Origin of the sequence: Halopseudomonas laoshanensis (genome assembly GCF_008365385.1) — a bacterium.
Classification (GTDB): Bacteria; Pseudomonadota; Gammaproteobacteria; order Pseudomonadales; family Pseudomonadaceae; genus Halopseudomonas; species Halopseudomonas laoshanensis.
On record NZ_QOVF01000001.1, the window covers coordinates 497,038 to 514,854 of the forward strand.

Here is a 17,817-nt window from a genome sequence, read left to right on the forward strand (position 1 = left end):
GCTTCGTAGCTCATTGCCTGGATTTAATTGGCTCAGGGCTCTGAACGGCACAGCGAAAAGTATATTCCGCAACACTTTCCCATTCTGGATTCATCATGCTAGGTAAAGATTCGGATATACCTGTCCGTGAAAAGCTGAAGTCCAGCGAATCAGTGCCTAGATTACGAACGACACGCTGTGTTCCTTCCTCTGGGCCCTTCGGGTCTACCCTGGTGGGACGCTCTTGGTAGTATTCCTTAGAAAACCAGTCTTGTACCCATTCCATACCATTGCCGGCCATGTCAAAAAGTCCGAGGGGATTGGCTGGCAGTTGGGAGCCGACCGGTACGAAACTGCTGGTTTCATCTACTTCTTTAGCCAACTCTGGATGATTATGTAAAGGTTGCCCGTCATGAGTAGGGTAGACCCAATCCTGGCTGCCTCGATTGCGAGCAGCGAACTCCCATTGAGCAGAGGTTGGCAGCGTTACCGGGACGCCAATTTTTTCTCCCAGCCATCCACAATAATTATTAGCTTCCTGCCAAGTTACCTGAGCAGGTTTACTGCCATAGAAGCGGCTCGTCGGTTCTTGCTCGAAAGGTTTTCTTGCCCAGGTCTTGGATAAGCCGCGCTCTATAGGCTCTAAATGATTGGCTAATAGGTAATTATCAAAGTCCTCCCAGGTTATTTTGAAGCGCCCCAGTGAATAACTGGATAGTGTGACTTCGTGCGCAGCATTCTGCTCCATGGCGGCAGGAAAGTAGGGTCGCCAAACACCATCTTTCCCAGTTGCCCCGAAGTCGCCCATGACAAAGACGCCGCCCTCAATGTGGACCATATCGGGAATGATCGGTTCTTTCTCTTCACCGAGTTTCTCAGCCTCTCCAGCCTGGCGAATATTATAAGAATCGTCATTGCAACCGTATAAAAATGACAACCCTGTCACCAAGATGGGGATGGATAAGAAGTTACGCATAATGAGTTCCTGAAAGCTGAATATGTTTGGCCAATTTTACTGGCTGGTTCGGCGTTGCCCGAGTCCCGCTTAGCCTGCTTTCGAGGCGGTCCATTTGTAGGCCAGGGAACAGTCTCATCAGGTTTTTCAGGCGGCTTCGGTTAAGCGTGAAACTAGTTTTCCTACCATTCGTACTAATACGGGTCACTGTTTCCTCGTAATCTCTCCAGCTCTGGCTCAGCTCTAGAAGAGTAAGAATTGCACGTTCTCTGCTATTAAACCCTGCGGTTAAGCGATCCCAAAATGTCGGGCCGTAATCGAAGCACAGAATTTCAAGTAACTGACCCTTAACTTCTGGAGGGGCGTACCTGATCCAACTGTCTTCACCCTTAGCTAAGTCTAAGAGGGTATTTTCTGCTGTTGTTATCGCAAGAATCTCTCTTTCGCGTGCCGTGCGATGACTTTGAATAAATCGCTGGACTTCCGCTTCCACGCGTTCCGCTGCCTCCTGCCCAAGACGAGCTGCCATAACCGCATGGCCTGTTCCGCTCAATACTCCAAAAACAGCAAAACTCGTCAGTTGATTAAAGGCTCCGGCTTCGATTTCCTCTACTTTATGGAAATCTACGCCAAGAAGCGCGTTATAGATGAACTTAACGAGGGAGCCAAAGGCTTCAGCATTGACTTCTGCTCCGAACTCGCCGGATGCACCGCCTCCCACAACCAGACCCGCGTGTACATTAAAGTAAAACTTGTGGGTTTGTTTGCTCCATCCGATACGAAGCCGAGCCTCCGCGCCTAGACCAAGAGCTGCGCCCACGCCTACTCCTAATGTGGACAGAGCTTTCCATCGCGGCACCTCCACCAGAGTGTCTTGCCATTCAATACTACCTTCGAGTTTGCCGTCAGCACGGACGCCTGCAAATGCGCCTGCTTCAACGCTCGCGGGCTCACCATTTCGGCTGTTACGGTTCGAGTCACCAACGCCGCGCAGTTGCGGAATACCGTTATTCATTGCGACATGGACTTCCGCACTCAGCATGGCACTCGCCCCAGAGAAACCTACTAGCTCTGCGGACACTTTGGCGCGGAACTTACCTAGTGAGGCGGCTTGGCGCTGGTTGTTCTGATCCCTGTAATAGATCAACCATTCGCTTTCGTCCTCAGCCGGCCAGGTAGTGGTCGCGTAGGCTTTACCCTCGGCAAGGCTAGCGCTAGCGGATGCCTTGGCGGCGATATGTGCGGAGAGTTTTCGCGGGTCGTACCCTGATTGCAAACTGGCACCCATCGCGAAACGCATGGCTTGCGCCTGAGCGCCGACAACGATTGGCTGCATGCCTTCAACCGGCGTCCAGCGAGCAGGGTCGTTTTGCCACTCCAGCAAACACCAATCGACAAAGCTTTGATGCAGAGTCAGTTTGAGCGACGGCTTATTCATATCCTGCGCTATGGTTTCAGCCAATTTCTGTCCATTGATTGCCCCGCTTTCGGGGTCATACCAGCCCTTTGCGCGGGCCCTGTCTTGAGCTTCGATACTGTAACTGCGATGCCTACGCCAACCAGAGTCCTTGCGCACGTAAGCGTAATGGTTGTTACCTTTCAGGCGGCGTATTTCGGTCAGTTGCATCGGCTCGGATGGCTTGCTCGAATCAATAATTCGTTCCTGCTGGAGGCGCTCGACAAAACCATCCTTGAAGGCAAGTATATTGTCTTCCGTATTCTCCATTGCCTCATAGAACTGGTGAATCAACTGATGTAACACAGCTTCTTCTTGCTCGATTTCTCGCTGATGCTCTGCGGTCAGTGGCACAAATATACCTTCTTCAGCCTGGTGAAGTAGGTCAACATACTCATCGGCGCATGCACTGCAGTCGGCTACCTGGCCAATGCTCCGGGTTTGGCGGGTTTTGTCTGGTTCGGGCAGACGAATGCGTTGCTGCGGGTGAATACGGTTGGCATCTCCAATCTCCGGGTTCAGTCGCATCAGCGTTGCGACAGTGGTGCCGTTAGCTTTGGCGATTAAACTGAGGCTGTCTCCCGATCTAACGATGTATTCCACGGTTATACGTCCTTGTCTAAACCAAAGAGTTGTTTCTCTGCGAGCTGAAGACGCTGATTGGCGCTTTGCTCCGGATTAGCGAGCAACTCTCGTGCCCAGCCTTGACGGCTGAATTCCTGAGGGAAACGCCAGGCCAGCTCCAGATAATGTAAACACTGGTGCTCAAGAGTGAAGCCATCTTCATGGGCTTGCTGAATCAGGTTATCTATTTGTTCACGTTGGTGGACGTAATTCTGGTGCTCTGGACGGCAACCTAAGTCCAACGCTGTCTTATCGACAAAGCGCTGATATTCCTCAGCTTCCCATTGTTTCAACTGTCGTTCCCGCAACTTGTACCAGCCTTCCTCATGCGTGTGTCGGGGTGCTCCAGTGGCTTTGCTGACATAGCTCTGCCATGTGCCTTTAGTAAACACTCGCCATTGGGTGATGGGACCTGACCAGGCTTCGAATTCCCCAGTGCTCATGGAACTGAACAACCTGCTTGACCAGTTTGGAGCATAGAACCGGCAGTAGGCGAGTTGGTCAGAGGGTAGGGTAATGCTGATCAAGCTGCGCAGGTGGTTCGCCAGCACATTCATGGGGGCGTCTGAATACACGACCACGCCATCTGAACGCCAGGATTCAGTCGATGCTAACAATCGCCCCTTAGCAGAAGGCTTGACCAGCCAAGGGCTGGCTTCTATCACTTCGGTATGCCGAGTGCCACGAAACAACGGCTCAGTGATCGGGTGATCATCAAGGTTGTAGGCCGTGAAGGGCACGTCCATGGCCAGACCATCCACTAGCAGATAACAGGAGTCTGAATAGATTGGCGCGTCCGTTTGTTTCATGATTAAGCTATCCGGCACGGGCAGGCCTCCAGAGGACAATGGCCGTCGGATTGACGATGACATTGGCTGGCCAGCAGCAGGTCGTCTTTGGCGGCGGCTTTAAGACGCCCTAGATCATTGGGCTGAACCGCAAATAAGATAGCGCCCGTCTCAGTCTGTGCTGCAGCTGCAGGTATAACCGGTAGTTGGATACCAATCCCCGAACCTTTTCCAGCAGTACCACCCGCATTCTGCCGAATCGTGGGGCCTACAAGGGTAACGCCGCTGGCATCGATTTTGATAAAGCTGCCGCCGGCCTTGAGTGTCAGCTCATTACCTGCCTCGATTACCATCTTCTGTCCCGCCTTGAGATGAATCTCGCGGCCGGCCTTGGTCAGTTGTGCAGTACCCAGCTTTATATGCTGGCTGGTACCCACGGTCAGGTGGTCGTTGGCTTTGATCTCGGACTTTCTGTCTGCGTGGGTGGTGTGATGCTCTTCGGCTATGAACTCGCTGTAGCTGTTTGCTTCCACGCGATCATGACGTTCGTTGCCTACTCGGATCTTCTGGTCGTGCTCGATGTTCTCGTCCCAGTCGCGCTGGGCGTGCAGGTAGATCTGTTCTTCGCCTTTTTTATCTTCGATGCGCAGTTCGTTGTACCCGTCGCCGCCGCCGCCGGGCGCCGTGCTCAGGGTTTTGAATACGCTTCGGGTTTTGTGTGCGGGTAGCTCGTACGGAACCGGGTGAGTCTTGTGGTACAGGCATCCGGTGACCAGGGGTTGATCCGGGTCCCCTTCGAGGAAGGTGATCAGCACTTCCATACCGATTCTGGGGATGGCAATGCCGCCGTATTGATTGCCGGCCCAGCTGGAGGAGACTCTGAGCCAACAGCTGGTTTGGTCGTTGCCCTGGCCTTCGCGATCCCAGTGGAATTGCACCTTGATGCGGCCATATTGGTCGCAGTGAATTTCTTCGCCTTCCGGGCCGGTGACCACGGCGGTTTGGCTGCCCAGCACCTTGGGTTTTGGATGGGCGAGTTGTGGACGGTAGGGCACATCCCAGGGAGTGGCGGTGAATTGATTGCGGTAGCCTTGTGTAAAACCGTCTTCGGCTTTGGTATCGCTGGTGACGGATTCTTCCAGTACCTGCGGCTGTTTGCCTTCGTGCCGGATGCCAGTGATCAGCCAGAGGTCGTTCCAGTCGGTTCTGGGGTGTTCGGAGAGCGTGAGGAAATGACCACTGATCAGCGTAGGCACATCGCTCTTGCCTTCGGCCAGGCGGTAGTCGCTGCGGTGGCGTTCCAGGCTGCGTTTGGCCAGGTGCTTGCCGCGGGCGCGTTCGGTAAAGAGGCCGGGGTAATCGTAGTCTTCCAGGTCGGGTAGCGGTACTGGCGGTTGATCGCCTTCGACCGACTGTTCGGTCTTGTGCGCGGCTTCCATCAAGAGATGGGGCTTTTCGAAGTCGTAATCCCGGCGGGTGACGCGGCTGGGGCGGGTTTCCACGCGCATGGCGAAGCGCTTTATGACTGGCTCATCGGCGACCAGGCCGCTGTCCTGAATATACGCAGTGGGGCGATCCAGTTTCGGAAAACCGGTCTGGTCGTCGCCGAAGACCAAAAGATGGTTATCGCTGCTGTGTTCGAAGTGATAGTGGATACCTTCTTCTTCGCAGAGGCGCTGAATGAAATGCAGGTCGGTTTCGTCGTACTGGGTGCAGTAGATCCGTTGTGGGTATTCGCTGTTTAGCTGGAATCGGTAGGCATCGGCCTGGATGCCATGGTCGCTTAATACCCGGGCGATGATCTGCGGCACGGTCAGATGCTGAAAAATACGCTGATTGGTGCGGTGGCCCAGGTAAAACAGATGCGGCACCAGATCGATATGGTAGCGCGTCAGTCGCTTGCCGGCATCGCCCTGGGCGACGCGGTGGATCAGGCCGTGGATGCCTTTGCCCGCTCCTGCGAAACTGAAGAAAGCCGGTTGCTGGAGCAGGCGGTCGATGTCCAGGTCCGGGCGTTCGCTGACCAACTCCAATTGGAAATGGTAGGGCTGGCTGATGTGCTCGACGCCTTCAAAGGACAGGACCTTGAATTCGTGCGAGACGCCGGGAATATCGAGGGTGAAGTGAGCCTGGTTGGCGGCGGCGAACATCCAATGTTCCTTGTGCTGGTAGGGCTGAGAGCGAAAGCGGCCGTGCTGGGCGCGCGCAGATTATCGCAGATTGAGGTGTGGAGTTATGTGAGCTAGTCAGCAAAATGGGTGGTCTAGGGTGGTAGAAAGGTCAATCAGATCAAGGGGATATGTGCGCAAGAAGTTGCGCAGGTAGTGATCGGTTGGGGCCGAAAGACAATAAAAACCAAGGTCAAAATGGATTCCCGCTTTTGCGGGAATGACGAGTTGGGTGGGAGGCTGGTGATAGTTGGTCCAGACCGCTTGGATTCCCGCCTACGCGGGAATGACGGGAGTATTAGGTTGGCTCTACGGTTTGGCCGACAAACAGTACTCGCATCCCCCAGAATCGTCATCCTCGCGAAGGCGGGGATCCATTCGGCTTTTCGGCTGGGTAAGTGGACGGGTGGCAACTGCGAGAGGGTGCCGGGTACAGGGTTTACAGATCAATGCGGCCACATGGGTCACAGATTACGCGTAGCGCTTTTCAGGAGGATGAGCGTAAGTAGCTAATGAACTGAAATCACGGCCAAATGTCATAGCCATGTACGGTCGAATCCCGATCGTTAGCAGGAGTACCATTATGAGCGGCACTACAGACAAAATTAAAGGCACGGCAAACGAAGTTGCTGGCAAAGGCAAGCAAGCTGTAGGTAAGACGGTTGGTAATGAGCGTCTACAAGGCGAAGGCGCGGCTCAAGAGGTCAAGGGCAAAGCTCAGAACCTCAAAGGTGATGTTAAAAACGCAGTCAAAGACGGTATCGACAAGGCCTGATTCAGTCTTGGTACTAGGGCACTGGCGCATAGCGCTAGTGCCGTTTGCGTTCGCCCCCCCCCCGCTTTGCACTGCTGCGTCTACAAATCTTCCTTCATTGGCTCCTGATACTTCTCCTATCGCTCTAAGAAATGGTCACTGCGGTTGTGCTTGAGCAGAGTACTGCCTGCCCGTATTTGCTGGGTTGCCGGCTCACTCCCTGATAAGAAAATGCTCAAAACGACCAACGGCTTCACCCGTTCAATTGACGTTAGAGGTCAATTTGCGTATGAATGTTCATTCATAACCGTTCTTAATCTTCTTTTATGTCTCGGTTGTTTGCTATATCAATTAACGAATCATCCTGACATTTTTCTATTGATAGGGTGGTATCGAAACAATATTAAAAAATGGATCCGTTGCGGCGCTAAGTCTTTTCACCCGTCAGCCCCTTTTCGGCATCCTGCGCCGGGCGGGCGGACGTTTTAATGCACTCCACTACAAAAACAAACGGAGAAGCGCATGAAAGATCATCTGGAGCATCGCTCTTGTACTCGTCCAAGCAAAAGTCGCGTAGCGGGATCACCGCTGCTGGCGATTTCTCTGACACCGGTATTGCTGGCTCTTGCTGGGTGTTTTGGCGGCGGCGGAGGGGGTTCTTCCGATTCCGGGCCGGACACCATGACCGGTACCTTCATAGACAGCGCAGTCTCTGGGCTGGATTACCAGGGCACCACCACTGCCGCGAGCATGACCGACGAGCAGGGCCAGTTCAGCTATGTCAACGGCGAAACCCTGACGTTTTCCATTGGTGAACTTGAGTTAGGGTCGGCCGTCGGAGCGGAAGTAATGACGCCCTTGAGCATTACTCAAGGCGCCAGCGCTGCTAACGAGACGCGCGTAAACAATATGCTGATCCTGTTGCAGACCTTTGACGCCGATGGCGATCTGAACAATGGCATCCAGATTACCGAGAGCATTCGAGATTACATTTCTCTCAATGCAGCCAGCTTGGATCTTGCTCAGCCAGTAGCTGATTTTCGCGCCAGCCTGACCCCGCTGGTGACGGAACTGGATGCAGCAGGCGCGTTCTCTGACACCGATTCACGGCCACGCACGGTCACTGCCGCCGATGAGGCCATTGAGCATTTTGCGCGCTCAACCAGCCCTCGAATGACTGTCGAGACGACCACAGGCGAACTGCGCGGTTTTGAAGCCAACACCAATACCTGGCAGTTTTTGGGTGTTCCTTATGCGCGTCCGCCGTTGGGCGATCTGAGATGGCGCGCTCCGCAGCCTTTGCAGCCATGGGATGGCGTGCGTGATGCCGTGGCCTGGAGCGACCAGGCGGCACAGAATCCGGCGCTGGAGCGTTTTGGTGAGGGCGGAATGAGCGAAGACTCGCTTTACCTCAATGTTACCGCGCCCAAGGATGCCGAAGACCTGCCGGTCATGGTCTGGTTCCATGGCGGCGGCTTTACCGCGCTGACCAGTAATACCCTACCTTTCAATAACCCTGAAGCCTTGGTCACCAAGGGCGTGGTGCAAGTGTCGGTCAATCATCGTCTGGGGCCTTTTGGTTATATCGCTCATCCGGAGCTGAGTGCTGAAAGCGGTTATAACGGCTCCGGCAACTACGGGCAGATGGACCTGATTGCTGCATTGGAATGGGTACAGGACAACATCCAGGCATTCGGCGGCAACCCGAATAACGTGACTATTTTTGGCGAGTCGGGCGGCGGCAGGAAAGTGTTGTCGCTGATGGCATCCCCTCAGGCAAAGGGCTTGTTCCACCGGGCTATAAGCCAGAGCGGCACGCTGATTCCTGATACGCGCTCGCTGGAATCTGCCGAAGCCATCGGCTCCACACTGCAGACCAATCTAAAGGCGGCCTCGCTGGAAGAAATGCGGGAAAGAAGCTGGCTGCAGGTCATGGCTGCTGCTGCCCGACTGGTGCCTTATACCAACGTGGATAACAGCTATTTGCCCACCACCGAGCGCGTCAGCTTCGAAAGCGGTGCACAGAACGATGTGCCCTTCATGTTTGTCATCAATACCAACGACACCCCCGACCCCATTGGCACCGTCATCGATGTTTTTCCATGGATGGAACCGCTTAGCATGGCCAATCATTACGCTGCGCTGTTCAGTCATCAGCCCGCGGGCTGGAAGGGCATGGGCGTAGAGGCATACCACGCTGCCGAACTGGCATACGTGTTCAACGCACCTGAAAGCGTGATCACCCATCACTTGCTCGGCCTGGTGATTGACCCTGCAACGGGTGAGTCATTGGAGATTGGTGACCTGAATAATAACGGCGTCTCCGGTTCCCAGGGTGATCCCGCAGACATCTTTGTTTCTGCTGGCTTTGATCAGACGGATGAGGTGGTTATCGACCGCATGATGACCATGTGGACCAACTTCGCCAAAACCGGTGACCCAAGCATTGAGGGTGAAATCGACTTCCCGTTGTATGACGGCCAGACCCAGCGCTACTTAGAGCTCGGCGCTGACGCTGAAGCGCAGATCGGGATTGCAGACCAATTCAGCACTGACACCCAACAATAAAAACAGGTGATAAACATGACTACAATCAACCGAGGTTCAGGCACCCGAACGGTGCCTATGATATTCGCTCTGGCGCCCTTGTTTCTGGCACTGACCGGCTGCTTCGGCGGCAGTGGCGGTTCTGATTCGGATGATGACGTTGCAACAAGTACCGGCGTCTTTGTCGACAGCCCCGTTGCAGGTCTTGATTACCAGGGCACAACCACAGCCGCAGCGGTAACCGACGAGCAGGGGCAGTTCACTTACCGGGAAGGCGAGACGTTGACCTTTTCCATTGGTGATCTGGAATTGGGCTCTGCGCTGGGTGGAGAGGTGCTGACGCCTTTGAGCATTATCGAGGACGCTGAATCTGCTACTGATCAGCGTGTCTCCAATATCCTGATTCTGCTGCAGACTCTGGACGCTGACGGTAATCTGAATAATGGCATTCAGATTACCGACCTCATTCGCGATGAAGTGTCTTTGAGTGCCGCTGGTATTCTGATTGATCAACCCACTGCGGCCTTCCGCACCAGCCTGCAGGAGTTGATGGCAACTCTGGAAGAGCAGCAGGCATTCAGCGATGCTGATCCGCGTGCGCGGACGGTGACCACGGCGGCCAATGCGCTGGAACATTTTCAGCGTTCGACCAGCGAGCGGGTAGAGGTTGAAACAAGCGGCGGGACCTTGCGCGGTTTCGCCGCCAATGACGACACCTGGCAGTTCCTCGGCGTGCCATACGCCAAGCCGCCGTTAGGCGATTTGCGCTGGCGGCCACCTGTGCCTGCAGAACCCTGGTCAGATGTACGTGAGGCAACCTCATGGTCAGACCAGTCTGCTCAGGACCCGGCGCTTCAGGCGATCAACAAGGGGGGCATGAGCGAAGATTCCCTGTACCTGAATATCACGGCACCGAAAGAGGCAGAGAACCTGCCGGTAATGGTCTGGTTCCATGGCGGGGCCTTCGCGATTCTGTCTGGCAACTCCGCCCAGTACAACAACCCTGAGAGCCTGACTACCAAGGAGGTTGTTCTGGTGACGGTCAATCACCGGCTGGGGCCCTTCGGTTATATTGCCCACCCCTTGCTGACTGCAGAGAGCGGCTACCAGGGCTCGGGTAACTACGGCCAGATGGATCTGGTGATGGCTCTGGAGTGGGTGCGCGACAATATCGCTGGCTTTGGTGGCAACCCGGACAACGTAACCTTGTTCGGTCAGTCGGGTGGGGGTGGCAAGACCTATTCCTTGATGAACTCGCCCCAGGCCGCTGGGCTGTTTCACAAGGCCATCGTCCAGAGTGGTGCATCCCCACTGGACCCCGAGAGCGAGCCGGCCGACTCATTGGCCAGTTCAGAGGCAGTCGGTAGCGCCTTGTTTGAAAGAGCGGGGGTGTCCACCCTGGAAGAAGCCAGAGCATTGCCCTGGACTGCTTTCACTCAAGCCGACAAGGACAACGGCATCCCACGGGAGACTTACAGGCCCAACGCGGATAATTATTACCAGCCTAAAACTTACTTCCAGAACGCCCAGGACGGCATGCCCAGCGACGTTCCACTAATGGCCGGCGCGACTAACGGAGACTACTCGACCCTGCGGGCCGCTCTGCCGATCTGGTTAACCCAGCGTTCGGATACCTACCAGTCCAATCAGTACGTCTACAAGTTCAGCCGTGTGCCTGACGGCTGGGCAGACCTGGGTCTGCGCAGTTGCCACGGCTGCGAGTTACCCTATCTGTTTGATTACCCGGCAGGGTTGGTGCAGAACTTCCAGCTTGGTCTGGTCCTGACGCCGGAAGGCACGCGACCGGCGATCGGTGATCTCAATGGCAACGGTGTTAGCGGCTCTCAAGGTGATGCAGCGGATGTGTTCGCATCCATGGAATATGGCGCTGAGGACGATGTGATTTCCGAGCTGACCATGACCATGTGGACTAACTTCGCCAAGACCGGCAACCCCAGTACCGAGAGCCTGGAGTGGCCACCCTACACCAACGCCAATGACACCTTCGTGGAGATCGGGCCGGAGACTGAAGCCACGGTAGAAACTGGCTTGGCGGAAGCCTTGCAGTAACGCGACAGCATTCTCCTTTGCAGCGCTGGTTTCGTGCATGGAATCAGCGCTGTTTTTTTATCTGCAGTTTCCCGCCTGGCGGTAACCACCCGCCTGTGCCTGTGCTGCTGTGTCAAACATGACCCTGTTGCGCTCCGCTACCTGGTTGTAGCTGGGGCATCCCTGCGGCAAATGAAACACCTTGCTGTTGCGGTTACCAATAATCTTGCCCTGTACCGCGGCATGTGAACTCGGCGCCAAGACAATCTCAGTGCGTTTCTCCAGTTCTTTCAAACCTTCCCCACTGGGGCGCTTGCCGATACTCCAGGTACGCTCGCCGGTTACATAAGGATTGCTGTGCCCCATAACGCGGGCGATACGCTGGTCCCTGACACGCTCGGATTCGCTCACCGGGTATTTACCGTACCAGGCCATCAGCAATTGTTGTTGCTGTCTGGACATGCTCAGGCCATAACGGTCGTGCATATAAAATTGAATGCGCGCTACCGTACCTTTGGCCTCATTCCGGGGCTCGGCAACCCGCTGTTTGAAATCCACCCGAGAAGTACAGGCACCGTAGCGGTAGGGGGTGCTGGTCAGTTGGCCAAAGTTGTAATTGCTGCGATCAGCATTGACTTCACCTACCGTCGGCCAAAGGTTGTGCATGTCGGCTTCCATGGCACGGAACACCGGATCGGTACGAATACAATGTTTGCGTCCGCCCTGTTGCCAGCATTGGCGTTGATGCCCAAAAGCCCAGGCCGGCATTACGTGCTCCCATTCCAGGCGTTCAGCACGCACTTCCTGGGCACGAATCTTGTAGCCGCAGGCAGCCAGATCCATGCGGCCGCCGGAACGGCCCTGCCACTGCCAGTTACACCCGCAATAAAGATCGCCAGCGGTATTCTGGTCATGAAAGACCTGCCTGCGTAGCTCTGTCTTGGCTTGATCGAAAGTAAGTGGAGCGGCGGAAATCGATAAAGACGCAAGGGCGACCAGCGCACTCGCGATAAGGTAGATAAATGGCACTGCTATTCCTATTGCTGAAGGAGCCATTACTGCGGTCGGCATGGTAACTGCGCGCCTGGTGACGAACAACGTGTTTCAGACGGGTTCTGCGACAAGCAAATTGTTAACCCCATAACAAACCTGACAGAAACCTATCTCTTTTCCATATCGCGGTTGGTTAGGTGTGCTTGAATTCGGCCTAGGGGAGGAATCGTATGGCCGGGAAGCCCATCACCTTGATGATCATCGATGACCAGCCGCTGCTGAGGGCGGGGGTAGCTGCAATCATCAGCAGCAACGCTGATATTGCGTTGGTAGGCGAGACGGAGTCTGAGCGCGACGCTATGGAGCTGTTGCGTGATTTGCAGCCGGACGTGATTTTGATGCCGGTGCAAAGGCCGATCATGAATAGCATCGACGCCATCAACCGCATGCTCAGCGAACACCCCCAGGCAAAGATTGCGATATTGAGCACTCATCCGAAAGAACTGCAAATGCTGCAAGCGGCTAACGCGCGCGCCTGCGCGTATCTGCTGAAAAATGCCTTGCATACAGACTTGGTCGACACCGTGCTTGCTCTGGCGGCTGGACAACACTTGCTACCGGCCGACGTCAAGGTTGATTCGATCGCTCAAGTGAGGTCAGGGCCGCTGTCGAGTCGCGAGTGGCAAGTATTGCGCTGGGTCGCTAAGGGCCGATCCAACCGGCAAGTGGCGCAGCTGCTGACGATCAGCGAGGGAACAGCAAAGGGGCATCTGCATAACGCAATGCGCAAACTGGGCGCGCGTAATCGGACGCAGGCCGTGAGCATTGCCATGCAGCGGGGAGTTATCGGAGTAGAGCACTGAACAGTTCAAGCAACGCTAGGCTCGGTACCCGGGGTGGGTGCCCAGCCTGCTTGCGATGCGCCCGTTCAGAAGTGGCGCGCATTGAAACCATCAAATTGCCTGGGCCAGGCGTAGCGGTTTAGGGGGTGAGACGTAGCTGGGAATGGAACGGCGGAGTAAACTCGTGTTCTGATCAGCGTCATCGCCGATTGATCGCGACCTGTTTGTGCCACTTATGGAAGAATCATGCTGAAAGCTCGAGCGGAAGAAAAAAGCTTTATCCTGTTATTAGTGATCGTATCGGTGGCCTTTATCTGGCTGTTGTTGCCTTTTTATAGCGCGGTTTTCTGGGGCACCATTTTAGCGATCATCTTCCAGCCGGTGCAGCGCTGGATTGAAACCAAACTCAATGGTCGGCGCGGGTTATCGGCGTTTGTGACGCTGATGATGATCCTGCTGATGGTGATTCTGCCGGTGATTTTTCTCACCGGAGCGCTGGTGCAGGAAGGCGCGGCTCTGTACGAGCGGATGGAGTCCGGCAACATCAATTTTGGTGATTACTTCCAGCAGATCATGACCGCACTACCCGGCCCAGTGCAGGATCTGCTGGCACGATTCGGGTTGGCGGATATTTCCGGCGTCCAACAGCAGCTCTCCGAAGGCGCTCAGCAAGCCAGTCAGTTCGTCGCGACAAAAGCCTTTGGCGTAGGGCAGGACACTTTCCGCTTCCTGGTCAGCTTCGCGATCATGCTCTACCTGCTTTTCTTTCTGTTGCGCGACGGGCCTACTGTTTCCCGGCATATCAAACGAGCCATCCCGCTGGGTGAAACCTACAAGCAGCACCTGCTGACCAAGTTCACCATGGTGGTCAAGGCTACGGTCAAAGGTAACATCGCCGTGGCGGTGGTGCAGGGCGCGTTGGGCGGCTTTATTTTCTGGGTGCTGGGTCTTCAGGGTGCTCTGCTGTGGGGCGTGCTGATGGCGGTGCTGTCTTTGTTGCCAGCGGTGGGTGCAGGCTTGATCTGGGGCCCGGTAGCCATTTACTTCCTGGCCACTGGGGCGATCTGGCAAGCTGCGGTATTGACTGCCTTTGGTGCCATTGTGATTGGGCTGGCAGACAACATTTTGCGCCCGCAACTGGTCGGCAAGGATCTCAAGTTACCCGACTACGTAGTACTGATTTCCACCCTGGGCGGCCTGTCGTTGTTTGGGCTGAACGGCTTTGTTATCGGGCCGATGATTGCCGCGCTATTTATCGCGGCCTGGAGCTTGTTTGCTGATGCGAGGGAGCAGGCGAAAACCGAAATCCCGCTGGCCGACACGCCTGCAACACCTGCGTCCACGCCACAAATTGATACTCTGTCGATTAGCTCCGGCGGCGATGCCAGCCGTTAGAACGGAGCCAGCCCGCCTGTTCAGGCGGGCTTAGCTCAGACAAGAACACCTTAGACAGGTACATCTCTGACACGGCGAATGGCATCCAGCCAGCCGGAGTAGAGCTGCTCGCGTTTGGTCTCGGGCATGGCCGGGCTAAAGGCGCGCTCGCATTGCCAGCGTTGGGCTATGTCGTCCAGATCCTTGAATAAACCAATCTGTAACCCAGCGAGATAAGCGGCGCCCAGCGCTGTGGTTTCGGTCACCTGCGGCCGGTCTACGGGTACACCGAGAATATTCGCCAACGCCTGAACCACCCAGTTGTTGACTACCATGCCGCCATCCACGCGCAGTGCGGCGGTGCTGTTGGCGCCGTCGGCGATCATTGCGTCCAGCAGGTCGCGGGTTTGAAAACACACCGACTGCAGGCCGGCGGTGACGATCTCGGCAATGCCCGTGTCGCGCGTCAGGCCAAAAATCGCGCCGCGCGCCTTGGGATCCCAGTAGGGTGCGCCCAGGCCGGTAAAGGCCGGTACCAGATAAACGCCACACTGATCGCCTGTTTCTTCTGCCATGGCTTCGGTTTCACCGGCATGCTGGATCAGCTTGAGGCCATCACGCAGCCATTGGATCGCCGCGCCGGCAACAAAAATGCTGCCCTCCAGCGCGTAGGTGGTTTTGCCATTGAGTCGGTAGCCGACGGTGGTTAACAGCCGGTGCTCAGAGTGGATCGGCGTATCCCCGGTATTCATCACCATAAAGCAGCCGGTGCCATACGTGCTCTTGACCATGCCGGGTTTGAAGCAGGCCTGGCCAATCAGCGCTGCCTGCTGATCGCCGGCGATGCCGGCTACTGGAATCGCCGCGCCCAATACGTCGGCGTCAGTGGTGCCGAATTCGGCAGCACAGTCCATCACCTCAGGCAGCAAGCTGGTGGGGATGCCCAGCAGTTCGAGCATTTGCTCGTCCCACTGCTGTGTATGAATATTGAACATCAGCGTGCGCGAGGCGTTGCTGGCGTCAGTGCGGTGCACCTTACCGCCGGTCAGGCGCCAGAGCAGGAAGCTGTCGACGGTACCGAAACGCAGTTTGCCCTGGTCGGCGCGATCACGGGCGCCATCAACGTTATCCAGTAGCCAGCGTAGTTTGGTGCCGGAGAAATACGGGTCGATCAGCAGCCCGGTATTGGCCGTGACCATCGCTTCGTGGCCAGCTTCTTTCAGTTCGGTGCAGTAGTCTGCGGTGCGCCGATCCTGCCATACGATCGCGTGATGCAGCAGTTCGCCGGTCTCGGCATCCCACAGCAGTGTGGTTTCGCGCTGGTTGGTAATGCCGATGGCGCTAATATCGCTGGCCTGAAGCTGAGCTTTCTGCAGTACATCGCGGCAAACGTCCAGGGTGCTGGACCAGATCTCTTCGCCATCGTGCTCGACCCAGCCGTCCTGTGGAAAGTACTGCTTGAACTCGGCCTGGGAAACGGCGACGGGGTTGGCCTGGGCGTCAAAAATAATGGCGCGGCTACTGGTAGTGCCCTGGTCGATGGCGAGAATATGCTGGGCCATGGCGCGGCTGTCCTTGTTGTGATTGCTTTTAACGGTCAGTGATGCGGTTTGTCTGCGCGGCTAATGTTCGCGAATTCCCCACGGGTCTGGCTGGCCAGCGCCTCTGCGGTCAGTTCAATTTCCAACCCACGTCGGCCGCCGCTGACATACAGGGTAGGCCATTGCCGGGCGCTGGTGTCGATAAAGGTCCGCAATGCTTTCTTTTGCCCTAACGGGCTGATGCCACCCAGCAGATAGCCGGTGCTGCGCTGTGCTGCAGCGGGGTCGGCCATGGCAATTTTCTTGACGTTGGCTGAAGCTGCCAGTGCTTTAAGGTCGAGCATGCCGTTGACCGGTACGATGGCAACCAATAGCTCGGCAGTTTCGCTGCTGGCTAGCAGCGTCTTGAACACACGCGCAGGATCGAGTCCGAGTTTGTCGGCGGCTTCACCGCCATAAGATTCGGCCTTGGGGTCATGCTGATAGCGATGCAGCCGGTAATCAATGCCGGCTTTGTCGAGCAGTTTTGTAGCTGGCGTCATGGTGTATTCCTGGCAGGGACGCTGCAAGATTAAAGCGTCCCTGCGCCGTCGCCAAGCGCTGATCAGCTGTCGGCGATCTTGACTACCAGCTTGCCGAAGTTTTTGCCTTCCAGCAGCCCCATAAAGGCGGCAGGCGCATTCTCCAATCCATCGACCTGATCTTCCTTGACCTTGACCTTGCCTTCGGCAACCCAGGGCGTCATGACCTTGAGAAACTCGGGGTAGTGCGGGCCGTAGTTGTCAAAAATGATAAACGCCTGCATGCGAATACGCTGGCTGAGCATCAGGCGCATCAACTGCGGCAAACGATCCGGGCCAGGCGGCAGCTCGGTGGCATTGTACTGGGCGATCAGGCCGCAGACCGGAATGCGCGAGTGCGGATTCAGCAGCGGCATCACCGCGTCGAACACCTTGCCGCCGACGTTCTCGAAGTACACATCGATACCCTTGGGGCAGGCCAGGGCCAGTTGCTCGGCGAGGTCATCCTGTTTGTGATCCAGGCATGCATCAAAGCCGAGCTCCTTGACCGCGTAAGCGCATTTTTCCGCACCGCCAGCTACGCCGACCACGCGGCAGCCCTTGAGCTTGGCAACCTGGCCCACGACCGCGCCGACCGGACCGGTGGCGGCGGCGACTACCACGGTTTCACCTGGCTTGGGTTGGCCAATGTCCAGCAGGCCCATATAGCCGGTAAAGCCGGGCATGCCGAGTACACCCAGTGCCTGCGAAGGGTTCTTCATCTGCGGGTCGAGCTTGAACACCATGGCGCCATTGCTGACCGAATAATCCTGCCAGCCGGCCGTGTAGGACATGACCAGATCACCCTTGGCGAAGCCGTCAAGGTGCGACTCTTCCACCCGACATACCGCGCCACAGGGCATCACGCCGCCAACGGGTACCGGCTCTGAATAGGACTTGGCATCGCTCATGCGGCCGCGCATGTAGGGGTCCAGGGACGTCCACAGGGCGCGGAGCAGCATCTGACCCTGTTCGGGTTTTGGGATCGGGCTCTCGATCAGGTTGAAGTTCTCGGCTTTAGGAGCGCCTACCGGGCGTGAAGCGAGCAGTATCTGGCGGTTGACCTGATTGTTCTGAGGCATGGGTGTCCCTCTGGTTATTTGGTTGCGAGTGCGGGATAAGTTGTTGGCAATAGCTGTGCATGCAGAATGCGAGCGGTTGACCGGTAGGTCAACCAGGCTGGCACA

At 56.2% G+C, this 17,817-nt stretch carries 13 protein-coding genes; 5 read left to right on the forward strand and 8 right to left on the reverse strand.

The features are described from left to right. Window positions 1-10: 10 nt before the first annotated feature. The 4 genes from DT594_RS02315 to DT594_RS02330 are packed head-to-tail and all read right to left on the reverse strand — an operon-like array spanning window position 11 to window position 5,952. Window positions 11-955 (reverse strand): formylglycine-generating enzyme family protein, encoded by a 945-nt coding sequence (locus tag DT594_RS02315; protein WP_149331187.1) that lies wholly within the window; start codon window positions 953-955, stop codon window positions 11-13. Further along, window positions 948-2,993 carry a LysM peptidoglycan-binding domain-containing protein gene (locus DT594_RS02320; RefSeq protein WP_178091373.1) on the reverse strand — a complete coding sequence of 682 codons (2,046 nt, stop codon included), beginning with the start codon at window positions 2,991-2,993 and terminating at the stop codon, window positions 948-950. Before DT594_RS02320 ends, DT594_RS02315 begins: the two co-directional genes overlap by 8 nt. Window positions 2,994-2,995: 2 nt before the next feature. Then, a complete protein-coding gene (locus DT594_RS02325) occupies window positions 2,996-3,841 on the reverse strand; it encodes a DUF4123 domain-containing protein (protein ID WP_178091375.1) in 846 nt (281 codons plus the stop codon). Beyond that, window positions 3,826-5,952 (reverse strand): type VI secretion system Vgr family protein, encoded by a 2,127-nt coding sequence (locus DT594_RS02330; protein WP_149331190.1) that lies wholly within the window; start codon window positions 5,950-5,952, stop codon window positions 3,826-3,828. The genes DT594_RS02325 and DT594_RS02330 overlap by 16 nt, the downstream gene beginning before the upstream one ends. Window positions 5,953-6,553: 601 nt before the next feature. Between DT594_RS02330 and DT594_RS02335 the strand changes: the two genes are divergently transcribed. The 3 genes from DT594_RS02335 to DT594_RS02345 all read left to right on the forward strand — a co-directional run bounded on the left by DT594_RS02335 (window position 6,554) and on the right by DT594_RS02345 (window position 11,341). Next, window positions 6,554-6,745, forward strand: coding sequence for a CsbD family protein (locus tag DT594_RS02335; protein WP_149331191.1), 192 nt, complete (start codon window positions 6,554-6,556; stop codon window positions 6,743-6,745). A 501-nt stretch (window positions 6,746-7,246) separates the two neighbouring features. Continuing rightward, the gene (locus DT594_RS02340) at window positions 7,247-9,292 is read left to right on the forward strand and encodes a carboxylesterase/lipase family protein (RefSeq protein ID WP_149331192.1); all 2,046 of its coding nucleotides are present in this window, start codon (window positions 7,247-7,249) and stop codon (window positions 9,290-9,292) included. 15 nt (window positions 9,293-9,307) lie between these two features. Further along, the gene (locus DT594_RS02345; protein ID WP_149331193.1) at window positions 9,308-11,341 is read left to right on the forward strand and encodes a carboxylesterase/lipase family protein; all 2,034 of its coding nucleotides are present in this window, start codon (window positions 9,308-9,310) and stop codon (window positions 11,339-11,341) included. Window positions 11,342-11,398: 57 nt separating this feature from the next. Here DT594_RS02345 and DT594_RS02350 read toward each other — a convergent pair whose 3' ends face one another. Continuing rightward, window positions 11,399-12,376, reverse strand: a complete 978-nt coding sequence (locus DT594_RS02350; protein WP_149331916.1) for an endonuclease — start codon at window positions 12,374-12,376, stop codon at window positions 11,399-11,401. 191 nt (window positions 12,377-12,567) lie between these two features. Between DT594_RS02350 and DT594_RS02355 the strand changes: the two genes are divergently transcribed. After that, window positions 12,568-13,176, forward strand: coding sequence for a response regulator transcription factor (locus DT594_RS02355; protein ID WP_246164565.1), 609 nt, complete (start codon window positions 12,568-12,570; stop codon window positions 13,174-13,176). Between the two features lie 225 nt (window positions 13,177-13,401). Next, window positions 13,402-14,550, forward strand: coding sequence for an AI-2E family transporter (locus DT594_RS02360; RefSeq protein WP_149331195.1), 1,149 nt, complete (start codon window positions 13,402-13,404; stop codon window positions 14,548-14,550). Window positions 14,551-14,600: 50 nt separating this feature from the next. Here the strand turns inward: DT594_RS02360 and glpK are convergent, their stop codons facing one another. The 3 genes from glpK to DT594_RS02375 all read right to left on the reverse strand — a co-directional run bounded on the left by glpK (window position 14,601) and on the right by DT594_RS02375 (window position 17,712). Continuing rightward, on the reverse strand, window positions 14,601-16,091 hold the full coding sequence (glpK, locus tag DT594_RS02365; RefSeq protein WP_149331196.1) for a glycerol kinase GlpK: 1,491 nt from the start codon (window positions 16,089-16,091) through the stop codon (window positions 14,601-14,603). A gap of 35 nt (window positions 16,092-16,126) precedes the next feature. After that, window positions 16,127-16,612 carry a Cys-tRNA(Pro) deacylase gene (gene ybaK, locus DT594_RS02370; protein ID WP_149331197.1) on the reverse strand — a complete coding sequence of 162 codons (486 nt, stop codon included), beginning with the start codon at window positions 16,610-16,612 and terminating at the stop codon, window positions 16,127-16,129. 62 nt (window positions 16,613-16,674) lie between these two features. Next, entirely contained in the window at window positions 16,675-17,712 is a 1,038-nt protein-coding gene (locus DT594_RS02375) for an NADP-dependent oxidoreductase (protein ID WP_149331198.1), read from the reverse strand. Window positions 17,713-17,817 lie beyond the last annotated feature (105 nt).